The organism is Massilia sp. DWR3-1-1, from assembly GCF_049898325.1.
Classification (GTDB): Bacteria; Pseudomonadota; Gammaproteobacteria; order Burkholderiales; family Burkholderiaceae_D; genus JAFCUW01.
Map to the genome: position 1 here is coordinate 178,267 of NZ_JAFCXL010000005.1, position 14,845 is coordinate 193,111.

Consider the following 14,845-nt stretch of genomic DNA (forward strand, 5'->3'; position numbering starts at 1 on the left):
ATGGGTCCGCGCGCGCGTCTTTCAGAAATCGATTGCATGCTATAGTGAAGCCGACCTTGCCCAGTTAAAATCTTTCCTCACCGCCTTGATCTTGCCCGCTTCATGAAACCAGCCGCCGCCGCCACGCTTCCCCCCACCGTGCACATGGTCGCCCGCGAAGCGGGGGTGTCGGCCGCCACCGTGTCGCGTTTTTTGAACGGCACCGCCAAGGTCTCCGACGACAAGCGCCGCGCCATCGAAGAGGTCATCGAGCGCCTCAATTTCAAGCCCAACGTGCTGGCGCAGAACCTGAAAACGGGCAGCTCGCGCACCATTGGCGTGCTGACCCAGTCGCTCGTGTCGGGCTATTTTACGGATGCCATGTCGGGCATCGAGGACGCCCTCAAGAATACCGGCTATGCGCCGCTGATCGTCTCCGGCCACTGGCACGCCGACGAGGAGGCCGAGCGCATCGAACTGCTGATCGCGCGCCGGGTCGACGGCCTGGTCATCCTGACGGGGCGCCTGACCGACGCCCAGATCCTCGATTTTTCGCGGCGCGTGCCGATCATGGTGTTCGGCCGCCAGCTCGATGCCCCGCGCGCCTTCGGCTTTTGCCAGGACCACTATCGCGCCGCCTGCGACGCCGTCGAGTACCTGGTGCTGCAGGGACACCGCCACATCGCCTTCATCGCCGGCCCGCATGACCATGAAGACGCCCGCGCCCGCCTGGCCGGCTACCAGGACACCTTGAAACGCCACCACATCAAGCGCGATGCGCGCCTGGTCGTCGCTGGCGACTTCCACGAGTCGGGCGGCCTGCAGGCGATCGAGCAGTTGCTCGAATCGGGCCAGCGCTTCACCGCCATTTTTGCCGCCAATGACCTGTCGGCCTACGGCGCCCGGCTGGGCCTGTACCGCCGCAATATCCGCGTGCCCGACGACGTCTCGATCGTCGGTTTCGACGATTTGCACAGTTCGACGTCGACCACGCCGCCCCTGACGACCGTGCGCCAGCCCCTGTTCGAGGTGGGGCGCTGCCTGGGGCAGGGCATCCTCAGCATGATCGCCCACGAACCGTTCACGGTCGATGTGCCGCCGCTGGCGCTGGTGGTGCGCGAATCGGTGCGCCGGATCGGCTGAACCCCTGGCAGCAGGCGCCCGCCACGGCGGCGTTGTAACGCACGGTGAATAATTGTGAAACGGTTACTTTGGTCGGGGAACGCCGCGCAAACTGTGAAATAATGCAGCGAGGCAGCGCCGCCGGGGCGCGCAGGACGTGCTGGCGGGGGAATGGCTTGATCGAGATGTTCGCACTGGACGAGGACATTGCGCTGTGGAGCGCCGAGCTGGCGCGCCAGCAGTCCGACGCCGCCCGCTGCACGCTGTTGTTGAAGCTGAACTGGCACCTGCGCCAGCGCGATCCTGCGCGCGCGCTGGCGCTGGCGCAGGAAGCGGCGCCCCTGCTCGAGAGCCTGCCCGCGCCGGCGCGCCAGCTGGCGGCGGCGCGCTGCCAGCTCGTCGCCGCCGAATGCCGCTGGTTGTTCGGCCAGCTCCATGCGGCCCTCGAGCTGGCCGGCCAGGCCCTCGAGCGCATGGGCGGCGATGGCGACGCGGCCGCCGCCTGCCGCGCCGACTGCCACTGGCTGCTGGCCTGGATCAACATCGACCGCGGCCACAGCCGCACCAGCGACGGCCATTTCGCCGCTGCCGCCGCCGCCGCCGCCGCCGCGCTCGACCCGGTGCGGCGCGACGTCTGCGATGCCGGCGCCGCCCTGTCGGACGTGTTTCGCGACCTGCAGGCGGCCGCGCTGCGCTGGGATGGCCGCTTTACGCGCGATGCCGCCGGCCTGCATCCGGCCGCGCGCGGCTGGATCGACGACCTGGCCGGCACCACCGCCTTCCAGGCCAGCGATTTCGGCCGCGCCATCGGCCTGATGATCGCCGCTTTTGAAGTGGCCATCAGCACCGGCCAGGTGCGCCGCGCGGTCAACCTGGCCACCAATATCGGCAACACCTTCACCAGCCTGAACGCCCACCACGCGGCGCTCGACTGGATGCAGCGCGGCCTCGACCTGGCACGCCCCACCGGCTGGCCTTTCAGCATTGGCCTGGGCCTGATGCAGACCGCCGAAACGCTGCGCCAGCTGGGCCAGCGCGACGCCGCCCGCGCGCTGCTAGACGAAGCGCTCACGACGATGGCGCCGCTGGCCGAATCGCGCGCCTACGCGGTCGCGCTCGAGTACCTGGGCGAGGTCGCCCTCGACGGCGGCGACTACGCCAGCGCGCTCGAGACCTTCGAACGGCTCGAGCGGCGCGGCGCCGCGCTCGGCCAGGCCGATTTCGAAAGCGGCGCGCTGCGCGGCCAGGCGCACGCCCTGTCGCACCTGGCGCGGCCACTCGAGGCGCTCGCGCGCGCCGATGCCGCCCTGGCGCTGGCGCGCGCGCACGGCGACCCCTCCGGCGAAATCGCCGCCCTGAAAGTGCTGGCCGACATCCACACCCGCCACCAGTTGCCGGCGCCGCTGTCGATGCGCGTGGCCACGCCCGCCTTGCACTACCTGCTCGAGGCGCAGGCACTGGCCGCCACCATCGACGGCTACCTGGTCCCCGGCGCCACCCTCGACGCCCTGGCGCGCGAATACGCCAGCGCGGGCGACTACGCGCGCGCCTACGAGGTGGCGCTCGAATCGGTGGCCGCGCGCGAGCAGATCAACAGCCAGGATGCGACCAACCGCGCCATCGCCATGCAGGTGCAGTTCCAGACCGAGCGCGCGCAGACCGAGGGCGAGCATCACCGCCAGCTGGCCGCCGCCGAGGCGCGCCGCGCCGAAGTGCAGCAGCAGATCAGCGCCACCCTCGAGCACCTGTCGGCGATTGGCCAGGAGATCACCGCCCACCTCGACGCCGACGCCGTGTTTCGCGCGCTCGACCGCCACGTCCACGGCCTGCTCGACGCCACCCACTTCGCCGTGTTCCTGATCGAAGCGGACGGCGCCGCCTTGCGCTGCGCGTTCGGGGTCGAGTCCGGCCAGGTGCTGCCGGCCACCCGGGTGGCGCTGTCCGACCCCAAGGCGGTGTCGGCGCGCTGCGTGCGCGAACGCCGTGAAATCGTCATCGAGTCCGACGCCGGCACGCCGGCGCCGGCGCTCATTCCCGGTACCGCCGTGCCGCGCAGCGTGCTGTTTTCGCCCCTGCAGGTGGGCGAGCGCGTGCTCGGCGCGATGACCGTCCAGAGCGCCCATGCGCAGGCCTACGGCGAACGCGAGCGGCTGATTTTTCGCACCCTGTGCGCGTACGGCGCCATCGCACTCGACAATGCCAGCGCCTACCGCCAGGTGGCCGCCACCCGGGCCGAGCTGCTCGATAAGAACCTGGAGCTGGAAAAGGCCTACCAGGCGCTCGAGGAAGTGAGCCTCACCGACCAGTTGACGGGCCTGCGCAACCGCCGCTTTTTCCTGCAGCACGTCGACGCCGACGTGCGCCTGTCGCTGCGCAGCTACGACGATGCGGCGCGCCAGTGCGGCGCGCAGGTCGCCGCCGCGGACGGGCGCGACCTGGTGTTTTTCATGGTCGACCTGGATCACTTCAAGGACGTCAACGACCGCCACGGCCACGCCGCCGGCGACGCCGTGCTGGTGCAGATGCAGGAGCGCTTGCGCGAAGTGTTCCGGGAGTCCGAATACCTGGTGCGCTGGGGCGGCGAAGAATTCCTGGTGCTGGCGCGCGCCACCCGCCGCGACGAGGCCAGCGGGGTCGCCGAGCGGATCGGCCGCGCCGTCGCCGACCGCGCCTTCCTGCTGCCCGACGGCGTGCGCATTCGCAAGACCTGCTCGATCGGCTTCGCCTGCTTCCCCTTCGTGCCGGCGGCGCCGCGCGCCTTGTCGTGGTCGGAAGTGGTGGAGCTGGCCGACCAGGCGCTGTACCTGGCCAAGCACGCGGGTCGCAATGCCTGGGCCGCGCTGCACAGCACCGCCAGCACCCGCCATGCGGGCCTGTTCGCTTGCCTGATGCAGGATTTGCCGGGCGCGCTGGCGGCGGGCGAGGTGGCGCTGGTGGCCAGCAGCGCCGCGCCCGCGCCGTGCGAGGCGCGGCTGGTCGACTCGGCGCTGTGGCGCCAGGGCCCCGAATAGCCTTGTCTCGTCAAGCCGGCAGCTGGCCTTGCAGCGCCGGCAGTTCGGCGGCGATCGCCAGCTGGTCGGCCGGCGAACGGTTCTGGCTCAGCTTCCACTTGCCGTCCAGGCGGGTGAGCACGATCTCGATGCCGACCAGGGCGCGCACCAGCGTGGCGATGTAGGCGGGCGGGGCGTCGGCCAGTGCCCACGGCGCTGCGCGGGCGCCTTCGTGGCGCGCCGTCAATCGTTCCAGCAGCGCCAGTAACCACGCCGGATCGTCCACCGCGCGCAGCACGCCGTGGCCGTGGACGACGGCGTAATTCCAGGTCGGCACCACCTTGCCGCTGAGCGGTTTTTCTTCGTACAGCGACGGCGAAATGTAGCCGTGCGCGCCCTGGAACAGCACCATGACCTCGTGCCCGTCCTGGCGCCACAGGGGATTGGCGCGCGCCACGTGGGCGCGCAGGGTGCCCCATGGCGCGGCCGGTGTCGGCGCGCCGTATTCGAACGGGATGTGGTCGGCGCCCAGGCCGGCGGCGCCGTGGGTGATGATGGCGCCCAGCGGATGGGCGTCGATCAGGGCCGCCAGCACGGCGGGCCGGGTTTCGTCGAAGTGCGATGGCGTATACATCGGTCAATGATAGCGCATGGCGCGCGCTCCTTTATACTGCTTGCCATGAACCCGATCCGCTGCAGCTGGGCCAACATGGCCAACCCCAGGTACCTCGCTTACCACGACACCGAGTGGGGCGTGCCCTGTCACGACGAAAACACCTTGTTCGAGATGCTCAACCTGGAAGGCGCCCAGGCCGGCCTGTCGTGGGAGACCATCCTCAACAAGCGCGCCACCTACCGCGCCGCGTTCGATGACTGGGACCCGGTCGCCATTGCCGCCTACGACGCCAGCAAGGTCGCCGCGCTGCTGGCCAATCCCGGCATCGTGCGCAACCGCCTGAAGGTCGCCGCCGCCATCACCAACGCCCAGGCCTACCTGCGCCTGCGCGACGAAGGCCTGACCCTCGACGCCTGGCTGTGGGCGTATGTCGATGGCGCACCCATCGTCAACCACTGGCCCAGCGGCGCGCGGCCGGCCACCACGCCCCTGTCGGACCGCCTGTCGAAAGACCTGGCCAAACGGGGCTTCAAGTTCGTCGGCTCGACCATCGTCTACGCCTACATGCAAGGTATCGGCATGGTCGACGACCACGACCAGACCTGCTTCAAGCGCGCCTGACATGGGCAGCGACTGGCGGCCCCACTGGGGCGGGCGCGACCGCTACGTCATCTTCGCCAGCGCCTGGTGCGAGACGGCGTTTCGGCGCTGGGTGGGCCACTGGCAGGCCGACCCGGCGCGGCCCCGTCGCCTGCACGTCATCGCCGTCGCCGGCGGCCCCTTGCCCGGCTTCGCGCGCATGCTGCAAGACGATGCCGCCATCACGCTCGACCTGCTGCACGCGGCGCCGCTGGCCGCGCTGGCCCAGTTGCAGGCGCGTATCGACGCCGTCGAACTGGGCGAGGCCGCACTCGCTGAACTGGCGCGCCCGCTGGCGCGCCTGCTCAGCCTTGACGCGGTGCTGCAGGCGCCCGCGCTCGACCCCGCTGCCTGGCAGGCGCTGGCAGCGACCGGCTGGCTGCGCGACGGTGCCGGTGTGGTGCGCTTTGCCACCCGCAAGCCGATCGCGCCGCCGCCGCCGCCGCCCACCCGCTGCGCCATCGTGATCGGCGCCGGCCTGGCCGGCGCCGCCGCCTGCGAACGCCTGTGCGCGCGCGGCTGGCAGGTGACGCTGCTCGAACGCCACCCGGCGGCGGCGATGGAAGCGTCGGGCAACCTGGCCGGCATCACCATGCCGCTGCTGTCGAAGGACGACAACCTGGCCTCGCGCCTGTCGCGCGCGGCCTTCCTGTTCGCGCGCGCCTACTGGCAGCGGCTGGGCGGGGTCGGCGCCGCCATCGAGGGCGCCCGCTGCGGCGTGCTGCTGGCCGCGCGCGACCCTGACCACGCCGCCCTGCAGCGCGCCATCGCCGCCGCCCGCGCGCTGCCGCCCGACTACGCCGCCTGGTTCGACGGCGCCGCCGCCGGCCACCGTTTTGGCGCCATCGCCCCGCACGGCGCCTGGCTGTTCGCCGGCGGCGGCTGGATCCGCCCGGGCAGCGCCGTTGCCGCCATGCTGGCCGCCTGCGGCGATCGCCTCGATGCGCGCTTTGGCGTGGGCGAGGTCAGCCTGCGGGGCGGCGCCGCCGGCTGGCAGGCGCACGGTGCCGACGGCCACCTGGTCGCCAGCGCGGCCAGCGTGATCATCGCCAGCGGCGCCGGCGCGCTCGCCCAGAGCGCCAGCCTGCCGCTCGAGCGCGTGCGCGGCCAGGTCACCCACCTGGCGCCCGGCACGGCCCCCGACCTGGGCCTGGTGCTGTGCCGCGAAGCCTACCTGACCCCGGCCGGCGCCGGCTGGCACTGCGCCGGCGCCACCTACGACGACGACGCCGATCCCGCCCTGCGCTGGTCGAGCCAGCAGCAGAACCTGGCCAATCTGCGCTCCATGCTGGCCGACGAGCGCGTGGCGCCGGCGGCGCCGCTGGCGGGCCGTGTCGGCTTTCGTGCCGTCGCCCCGGACCGCCTGCCGATGGTGGGCGCGGTGCCCGAGAGCGCCCATGCGGCCGGCACCGAGCGCCTGCGCGAACTGCCGCGCCAGCCAGGGGTGTATGCTTTACTGGCCTACGCCTCGCGCGGGCTGACCTGGGCGCCGCTGGCGGCCGAGCTGCTGGCGGCCAGCCTCGAAGGCGAGCCGCTGCCGCTCGAAGGCGAACTGGTCGCCGCGCTCGATCCGGGCCGCTTCCTGTTGCGCGCACGCCGCAGCCGGCCGGCCGGTCTGCGCTAAACGACGGGGGCGCGGGGCGGGTACAGGTATAATTGTCGCACGGCAATATTTCGGGCAGGCGCCCGCAGGAGCACCGATGAGCACCAATGACACCCCCGTGCAGGCCGATCCGGGCGCCAATGAGCTATCCCTGTTTCTGGCTTCGACCGCCCACGACATGAAAAATTCGCTGGGTATGCTGTCGGGCACGCTGGAAAAAATGCTCGACGGCGGCGCCGGCCAGTTTGACGCGCCGCAGCTGGGCCACATGCTCTACCAGACACGCCGCCTCAACGATAATCTGATGCATTTGCTGGCCCTGTACAAGCAGGTCGGCGACGGCGCCTACCCGTTCGATTTGCAGCCGCTGGCGGTGGCCCACCTGGCCGTGCAGGTGGCGTTGGGTGCGCGCGCGCTGCTGGCCGCGCGCGCCATCACCCTCGACACCGAGGTCGACCCGGCCCTGGTCTGGCATCTCGATGAAGACCTGATCATCGGCGTACTGAGCCACGCCATCAACAACGCCGTCAATTACACGAAGGACCGCATCAGCTTGCGCATCGGCATGGTCGACGGTGCGCTGGAATTGCGGGTGGAAGACAACGGCGCCGGCTATCCCGCCAGCATGCTGGCGGCGGGCCGCAGCGCGCCCCGCGCCATCAATTTCCGCACCAACAGCACGGGCCTGGGCCTGTATTTTTCCAGCAAGGTGGCGCAGATGCACAAGCACCGCCAGCGCAGCGGCAGCTTGCGGCTGGAAAACGGCGGCACGCTCGGTGGCGGCTGTTTTATATTGACCCTGCCATGAGCGCACCCGTGACCGTGCCGGCTGGCGCGCCTGCCGTGCCTGGCGCGCCGGCGCCGGGCCCGATCAGCGTCTCGGCCACCCTGGCCGACGTTGACTGGGCATCGAAAAATTACCTGGTGGTCGACGACTTCATTGGCATCCGTCAACTCTTGCGCGAAAGCTTGCGCAACCTGGGCGCCAAGAACATCGACCAGGCCTCCAGCGGCGGCGAAGCGATGGGCCTGTTGTCGCGCATCCGCTACGACGTGGTCCTGTGCGATTACAACCTGGGCGAGGGGAAGAACGGCCAGCAGGTACTGGAAGAGGCGCGCGTGCGCAATCTCTTGCTGCCCAGCAGCGTGTGGCTGATGGTGTCGGCCGAAAAAAGCGTCGAGTCGGTGATGGGCGCCGCCGAGCACCAGCCCGACGCCTACCTGATCAAGCCCATCACCGAGGGCGTGCTGCTGACGCGCCTGAACCGCGTGTGGCACAAGAAGCAGGTGTTCCGGATGATCGACCTGGCCTATGCGGAGAAGGATTATTTGCGCGCCGCCGCCCTGTGCGACGCCCAGATCGATATCGACAAGGTGCACCAGATCGAGTTGTTGCGCATGAAGGCCAAGCTCATGCTCAAGAGCGGCGAACCTGATAAAGCCCGGCTCGCCTATGAGCGGGTGGTGCAGGAGCGCGAATACCAGTGGGCCAGGTCGGGGCTGGCGAAAATTCGCATGGCCAACGGCGAGTTCGAACAGGCGCGCCAGATCTTCCAGGGGGTGATTGCGGAAAACCGCTATTACATCGACGCCTACGACCAGCTGGCCGCCGCCCACCAGCAGATGGGCCAGCTCGATGACGCCTGCAATGTGCTCGAGCGGGCCGCCAAGCTCTCGCCCAATTCCGTGCTGCGCCAGCGCAGCCTGGGGCAGGTGTGCCTGAAGCTGGGCAACCTGGCGATGGCGGAGAAGGCGTTTCGTAAATGCATTGCGATCGGTGAATATTCGGTTATGAAAAGCCCGGACGCCTACCTGGGCCTGGCCCGCGTGTGCGGGCAAAAAAACGACGTCAAGGAAGCGCTGGCGCTGTTGCAAACAGTGATCAAGGAGTTTGCCGGCGACGACCTGATCGCCCTGCGCGCCAAGATCACCGAGGGCCTGGTGTACCATGAAAGCGGCGATTTCAGGCGCGCGCGCAAGGCCGGCGACGAGCTCGAAGTGCTGCTCAACAGCGACCCCGGCCGGCCCGAGGTGGCCGTCTGCCTGGACATGGCCGTGTTGCTGCTGGCGGTGGGCGTCAAGGAGGCGCCCGTCGAATTGCTCTGTTATGTGGCGCGCAACAACCACGACAATGCCGTCCTGCTCGACGAGGTGCAGCGCATTTTCGACAAGGCCCGCATGGCCGAGGAGGGCGCGGCTTACATCCGGGCCTCGAAGAAGGAAGCGACCGACCTGATGAACCAGGGCGTGTTGTTGTGGAGAAGCGGCAAGTTGCAAGAGGCGCTCGAGTGGATGCGCCATGCGCGCAAGATCTTGCCCAACAATATGCGCATTCTCTTCAACGCGGCGCAGATTCACTTGTCTCATATGCAACAATCGGGCTACGATGCCCTGCTCAGTGCCGAGACCGCCCAAGTGTTGCTGCATATCGACCACATCCAGCCGGGACAGCAGCGCTTTGCCCAGCTGATGGAGCAGCTGGCGCGGCTGGTGCCGACCGAGCAAGCGGAGGCTTAGAACCTATCCCGGTAGGTCGGAGTCGCTGCTTGCGCGCCTGGCAACCGATGGCCGCGTTGTTCGTCTTCGCATGGCTCGCCATGCGTCATCCTCGCGCCTTGCCCTCGGCTGCCATGCATCGCAATCCGCTTCCTCCTACCTACCGGGATAAGTTCTTAGTTTGATTTGCACTCCCCCTGCGCGGGCGCCGAGTGCTAAACTGCTCACCCCGCGGGAGAAAGTTGGCCCGTTTTGTCCAGGAAAGGCACACGCATGCGCGATATCGCACACGAAGTTTACGAAAAAATGAAGGTTGGCAGCACTGCCTGGATCCGTCCGGTGGCCGCCAAGGGCGATACCATCGAGAGTTTTCAAGTCGCCCACGCACAGGCGCAGCAACTGGCCGACGAAGGCTTGATCAATATTGCCACCGTCAAGAAGTCGGAAGACGGCTTGATCGATTCGATCCGGATTCTGAAACTGGCGTAAGAACCTTCCCGCGCAGGCCGGCGTCAGCGCCGGCCTGCGCGGGACGCGTCAGCCTTTCGCCGGCTTCCTGGCGCTGCGCGGCGGCGCCACTTCAGCGGCCCCCGCCTTCGGTGCAGCGGGCGCGTCCTGACGCTCGCCCTTGGGCGCCTCGGTGGCGCCAAACGGCGCGGCCGGCACCGCGCTGGCCACTGCCTGCTTGAACTGCTCCTGCAGCATATTCCACCAGATGGTCGGGTCCGGCATTGCGGGCGCGGCCGGTTTGCTGGCCGCCTTGCCGGCCGCCTCCGGCGTCAGGGTTTTCATGGCGTCGGCAAACGAGGCGCCCATGGTGTTCAAGGTGGCCAGTGTGCCTCTCTGTACTTCCAGGCCCTGGATGGTGGCGCGCAGCATGGCGCCATTGACATTGAGCCAGGATTCGACGGCTTTGAGGTCGGCAATTTTCTTGTCGAGATCTTCCACCGACATGGCCGGTGCCGCCAGGCTGGGCATCGACATGCCGGGTACCCCCATGCTGCCCCACAAGTTTTTAACGAACTCGAGGGAGTCGGTCATGGCGCCGGCACCGGGCATGTTGGGAAACGGGGTAGTGGACATGAAGGTCTCCATAGTGTGAAGGCTCAGGTTAGCAGATAAAAACGGCAGATCCTAGTCGCTTGTGGAAAATGCAAGGGGTGCCGCTGCCACTTGATGCACGGTGATTGAAACCAAACGCGCTACACTGGATCCATGACGAACCGCATGCTCAGCGCCCGACACCGCCGCACGCTCGCCCTGGTCCTGCTCACGGTGGGGCTGCATCTGCTGGGCCTGGTCGCCCTGGTGCGCCATGGCGGCGTTGCCGACGGCGTCGTGAGTCGGCCGCCGCCGCTGATGCAGGCCCGCGTGATCGCCGCGCCCGCACCCGAGGTGGCGCCGGCGGCGGCGCCACCGCCGCCCGTGCTGCTGCCGCCGCCACCGGTGGCGAGCCTGGCGCCGCCGCCGTTCGAGGTGGCGCCCGCGCCCGCCGTCAGTGCGCCGCCGCTGGCGCCCATCGCCATCGATGCGGGCGCTGCCGCCCGCCTGCTTGACGTAGAATCGGTGCAGTTGGCGGCGTCGCCTCCGCCAGCCGAGGCGGCATCCGCGGCACCGGCGGCGCCCGTCGGCAAGGCCTACCGCGCCGACGTACCGCCGTCGGCCACCATCGTGCTCGAGGTGCTGCGCAAGGATGCCGACGGCACCGTCTGGCATGGCGAAGCGGCGATGGCCTGGCGGCAGGGCGACGGCCAGTACAAGATGACGCTGGAAGCGGGCATCCGCGTGCTGATTGCGCGGGTCAACCTGGTGGTGCTCGAGAGCGTCGGGCAGGTCGATGGCGGCGGTTTTGTGCCGCGCAGCATGACGGAAAAACGCCGGGGCAGGGCGCTGACGACGACCCGCTTCGGCCAGGACGAGAGACAGATTACCTTTTCCGCCGCGCCGGCCCGCTACCGGCTGCTCCCCGGCACCCAGGACAAGGCGACCATTCCCCTGCAACTGGCCGCGATCGCGCGTGCCGACAGCGCCCAGTTGCAGGGCAATATCGACATCCTGGTGGGGGAAGACAAGGATGCGGCCGTGTTTCGTTTCGTGCTGGCGGGCCAGGAAGAGATCGACACGCCGATGGGCCGGCTGGCCACCTGGCACCTGTCGCGTCCGCCACGGGCGGGCGCCTACGGTGCGCGCCTCGATATCTGGCTGGCGCCGTCGCTGGGCTGGCTGCCCGTGCGGATCGACAATCTGGAATCGAACGGGGCCACGACGACCCAAACCATTAAAACCATCAGCCGGCCCGATGCCGGCTGAGATGTGAGGACTTACGATGCAAAGCAGTATTTATAGACGCACCACCGCGCTGCGCGCCGCCGCCGTGCTGGCCCTTGGCCTGGGCCTGGCCATGCCTGGCGCCGGCGCCGCCGACATGCCCAGGCGCGCCGTCGACCTGCCGCCGTCGGCCGACCTGGGCTACACCATCAAGGCGCGTCAGAAAGGGTTTAATCTGGGCGGCGACGCCGTCGTCAGCTGGCGCCTGGCCGGCGGCAAGTACAGCGTTCACTCGACCACCCGGGCCGCCCTGTTCGGCAAGCTGATCGACAACCACAGCGAGGGCGACGTCGACGGCTTCGGCCTGGCGCCCACCCAGTTCGGTGAAAAACGCATCCGCCACGAACCCTGGACCACCACCTTCGATCGCAGCAAAAAACGCATCAGTTTTACTGAAAGCGATGTCAGCTATCCCCTCAAGGGTGGCGAGCAGGACCGCAGCAGCGTGCTGTTCCAGTTGGCCGGGGTGGCCCGGGCCGCGCCCGATAGCGTCGTCGCCGGCGCGCAATGGACGTTTTTTGTGGCCGGCCGGCGCGACGCCGATCCCTGGACTTTCCGCGTGATCAAGGCGGAAACGGTGCAGACGGGCATCGGCAGCGTCGAGGCCATCCACCTGATCCGCCTGCCGCCACCCGATTCCAAGGAGCAGACGCTCGACATCTGGCTGGCGCCGTCGCAGCAGTGGTACCCCGTGCGGCTGCGGTTTACCGACAACGAGGACGAATACATCGACCAACTATTGCAGACGGTCACGCCCAAGTGAGGAAGCGCGGCCGCCGCAATTATGCACAATCGTGCATAATTGCTGGCCCAAGGGCGCGCGTGCTTTACTTTTGCCAGTGCAACGCCAGCTGATATACTGACGCCCCCGCCGCCCCCCGGCAGCGGCATTCAAGCTTCAGTAAGAACACGATGACCGACACCACGGCAGGCGCGCCAGCAGCCGACACATTACCCCAGCAGCAAGACGACGCGGACAGCCTGCAGTCGCACTTCCACGCCGACATTTCCGCCGACGAAATCGAGCAGGTTTTCCACCTCAAGCGTGCCCAGCCGACCCTGAGCGCCTTCACCGCCCTGTTCCACGGCGGCGGCGATGCCGTGCTGATCCGCCTGCTGGTGCTGCGCGAACTGGCCGCTGACAGCGCCGTGTCCGCCTTCAGCCGGGCCGACATCAACACGCGCCTGGCCTACCTGCTGCCGGAAAGCCTGGAAACGGTGCTGATCCGCCTGCGCTCGCACGGTCTGCTGGCCTGGGATGCACAGGGCGCCGTCTACCGCGTCACGCCGATGGCGCGCAACCTGCTCGCCGCGCTCGACGGCTTGCTCAGCAGCGGCCAGGCCGACGACGAAGCCGACATGGGCTTCATTTTGTCCCAGGTGGCCGGCGCCCAGGCGGTGGGCGGCGTCACCGTCGACCAGTTGCGCCACCTGCTGGGCCGGCTGGTCGACCTGACGGAAGAATTTCGCGATGCCATCGCCTCCGGTTCCGAGTTCCGCCTGCGCACCTCGCAATCGAAATGGCACACGGCCTGCGACTGGGTGGAGAAGGGCTCGCTGATCCTGCGCGCCATCCTGGCCGACGAGCGCGCCGACGCCGCCACCCACAAGGCGGCCCAGGCCATCGGCCGCGCCCAGAGCGCGCTGCTGAACATGCAGGGCATGTTCTCGCGCGCCCTCAACCAGATCGAGCGCCAGCGCGTGCACCTGGGCCAGTCCGGCCTGTCGACGACGGATGTGAAACGCTGGCTGCTGGCGCACGACGATTTGTCGAGCCTGGCCGTGGGCGCCATCGACCGCCCGCTGGTGCCCCTGTTCGGCACCCCCGCCGAAATGATCGACGTGGCCGAAACGGAGCTGCTGGCCGAACGTGCCGCTGCCGTCGGGCCGGGCGGCCTGCCGACCGGGCAGGATGCGCCGCTGACCATCAACGACGGCCCCGCCATCCAGGTTGAACTGGACGACTGGCTGGCGCGCCTGTCCGATTTTGCCAACCTGGGCAACTTCCCCAGTTTTTCCGAGGCGGGGCCGAAGTCGGTGCAGGTGGAAGACTCGCTGCTGCCGGCCACGTTCGCCATCGCCTCCTACCGCGCCTCGCTGCTGCCGCTGCTGGGCGACGCCGCCGAGGCCAGCCTGCAGGGCGCCACCGCCCAGCTGGCCCGCCTGCCGATCCAGTTTTCGCCGCAAGACGCCATGGTGGCGCTGGACGACCCGCATGTGGCCGCCGTGTCGCTGGCCACCCTGTCGCTCGCGACGATCTCACTCGACCTTGAAAGCGGCCCGCTTGATGAATGACGACTCCCAAATCCTGATCGCCCGCCTGCTCACGCACCAGACCCTGCGGCGCGACGACAAGATGGTCAAGCGGGCGCTCTCGGACGAGCAGTTCCGCGCCGAAGTGGACAAGCGCCTGCTCGACGCCGGCCTGAAACTGCTCGACAACGTGTATGCCGACCATGTCACGCTGGCGCTGCACCGCGCCGTCGAACCGAAAATTTTCGGTGCCAAGGACATCTGGCAAAACAATAACTTCGGCCTGACCCGCGACGGCGTGGCCCTGCTGGTGGTGCTGTGGGCGCAGATCATCCTGCCCAAGCGCGAGCGCCAGGAGACCCACCAGAGCGCCGCCGACGACCAGAACGACCTGTTCGACAAGGACCGTCCCATCGCGCGCGCCGAGGACACCTCGATCGGCATTTCCTACACGGCCCTGCTGGCTGACTTTGGCGAAAAGCTGGGCAAGAAAACCCGCATGGACATGAACCTGGGGACCCTGTCGAAACTCGGATTCATCGAGCGCCGGGGCGACCTGATCGTCGAGGGCCCCCTGCTCGACCTGATGATGGACACGGACGTGCTCAAGGAGCGCATCATCAACGGCGCCCTGGCCGACGTCTTCAAGCGCTCGCCCATCACGGTGGCGGTGCCGCGAAAACCGGCGCTGGCGCCCGACGAGGCGGCCGATCCGCTGGCCGCGCTGGCGGTCGATCTCGAGCTTGATACCGACACCGACACCGATCCTGATGCCACCGCGCCCGTCGACGACGACAGCGACCACACCGCACTCTGAGA

At 68.7% G+C, this 14,845-nt stretch carries 13 protein-coding genes; 11 read left to right on the top strand and 2 right to left on the bottom strand.

The genetic code is table 11. The features are described 5' to 3' along the window. Positions 1–102 precede the first annotated feature (102 nt). Together ACP7EY_RS07380 and ACP7EY_RS07385 are read left to right on the top strand one after the other, a co-directional pair. The gene (locus tag ACP7EY_RS07380; protein WP_426191977.1) at positions 103–1,122 is read left to right on the top strand and encodes a LacI family DNA-binding transcriptional regulator; all 1,020 of its coding nucleotides are present in this window, start codon (positions 103–105) and stop codon (positions 1,120–1,122) included. 164 nt (positions 1,123–1,286) lie between these two features. Next, positions 1,287–4,112 carry a diguanylate cyclase gene (locus tag ACP7EY_RS07385; protein ID WP_426192106.1) on the top strand — a complete coding sequence of 942 codons (2,826 nt, stop codon included), beginning with the start codon at positions 1,287–1,289 and terminating at the stop codon, positions 4,110–4,112. A gap of 10 nt (positions 4,113–4,122) precedes the next feature. On the opposite strand, the gene ACP7EY_RS07390 is transcribed toward ACP7EY_RS07385, so the two are convergent. Beyond that, on the bottom strand, positions 4,123–4,725 hold the full coding sequence (locus tag ACP7EY_RS07390) for an FMN-binding negative transcriptional regulator (protein WP_426191979.1): 603 nt from the start codon (positions 4,723–4,725) through the stop codon (positions 4,123–4,125). A gap of 45 nt (positions 4,726–4,770) precedes the next feature. Between ACP7EY_RS07390 and ACP7EY_RS07395 the strand changes: the two genes are divergently transcribed. From ACP7EY_RS07395 to ACP7EY_RS07415, 5 genes are all read left to right on the top strand, one after another. Next, positions 4,771–5,328 (top strand): DNA-3-methyladenine glycosylase I, encoded by a 558-nt coding sequence (locus ACP7EY_RS07395; protein ID WP_426191981.1) that lies wholly within the window; start codon positions 4,771–4,773, stop codon positions 5,326–5,328. Position 5,329: 1 nt separating this feature from the next. Beyond that, complete coding sequence (gene mnmC / locus ACP7EY_RS07400) at positions 5,330–6,970, top strand: FAD-dependent 5-carboxymethylaminomethyl-2-thiouridine(34) oxidoreductase MnmC (RefSeq protein WP_426191983.1); 1,641 nt, start codon at positions 5,330–5,332, stop codon at positions 6,968–6,970. A gap of 76 nt (positions 6,971–7,046) precedes the next feature. Further along, positions 7,047–7,757 (top strand): sensor histidine kinase, encoded by a 711-nt coding sequence (locus ACP7EY_RS07405; protein ID WP_426191985.1) that lies wholly within the window; start codon positions 7,047–7,049, stop codon positions 7,755–7,757. Further along, complete coding sequence (locus ACP7EY_RS07410; protein ID WP_426191987.1) at positions 7,754–9,466, top strand: tetratricopeptide repeat protein; 1,713 nt, start codon at positions 7,754–7,756, stop codon at positions 9,464–9,466. Before ACP7EY_RS07405 ends, ACP7EY_RS07410 begins: the two co-directional genes overlap by 4 nt. Before the next feature lie 252 nt (positions 9,467–9,718). Next, positions 9,719–9,934: a hypothetical protein gene (locus ACP7EY_RS07415; RefSeq protein WP_426191989.1), complete on the top strand. Its 216-nt coding sequence runs from the start codon at positions 9,719–9,721 to the stop codon at positions 9,932–9,934. A gap of 48 nt (positions 9,935–9,982) precedes the next feature. Here the strand turns inward: ACP7EY_RS07415 and ACP7EY_RS07420 are convergent, their stop codons facing one another. Then, positions 9,983–10,528 carry a PhaM family polyhydroxyalkanoate granule multifunctional regulatory protein gene (locus ACP7EY_RS07420; RefSeq protein WP_426191991.1) on the bottom strand — a complete coding sequence of 182 codons (546 nt, stop codon included), beginning with the start codon at positions 10,526–10,528 and terminating at the stop codon, positions 9,983–9,985. A 144-nt stretch (positions 10,529–10,672) separates the two neighbouring features. On the opposite strand from ACP7EY_RS07420, the gene ACP7EY_RS07425 reads away from it, so the two are divergent. The 4 genes from ACP7EY_RS07425 to ACP7EY_RS07440 all read left to right on the top strand — a co-directional run bounded on the left by ACP7EY_RS07425 (position 10,673) and on the right by ACP7EY_RS07440 (position 14,843). Then, complete coding sequence (locus ACP7EY_RS07425) at positions 10,673–11,755, top strand: DUF3108 domain-containing protein (RefSeq protein WP_426191993.1); 1,083 nt, start codon at positions 10,673–10,675, stop codon at positions 11,753–11,755. Between the two features lie 16 nt (positions 11,756–11,771). Then, positions 11,772–12,536, top strand: a complete 765-nt coding sequence (locus tag ACP7EY_RS07430) for a DUF3108 domain-containing protein (RefSeq protein WP_426191995.1) — start codon at positions 11,772–11,774, stop codon at positions 12,534–12,536. Positions 12,537–12,685: 149 nt separating this feature from the next. Next, complete coding sequence (locus ACP7EY_RS07435) at positions 12,686–14,068, top strand: hypothetical protein (protein ID WP_426191997.1); 1,383 nt, start codon at positions 12,686–12,688, stop codon at positions 14,066–14,068. Then, positions 14,061–14,843, top strand: coding sequence for a hypothetical protein (locus ACP7EY_RS07440; protein ID WP_426191999.1), 783 nt, complete (start codon positions 14,061–14,063; stop codon positions 14,841–14,843). Before ACP7EY_RS07435 ends, ACP7EY_RS07440 begins: the two co-directional genes overlap by 8 nt. Positions 14,844–14,845: the final 2 nt, after the last annotated feature.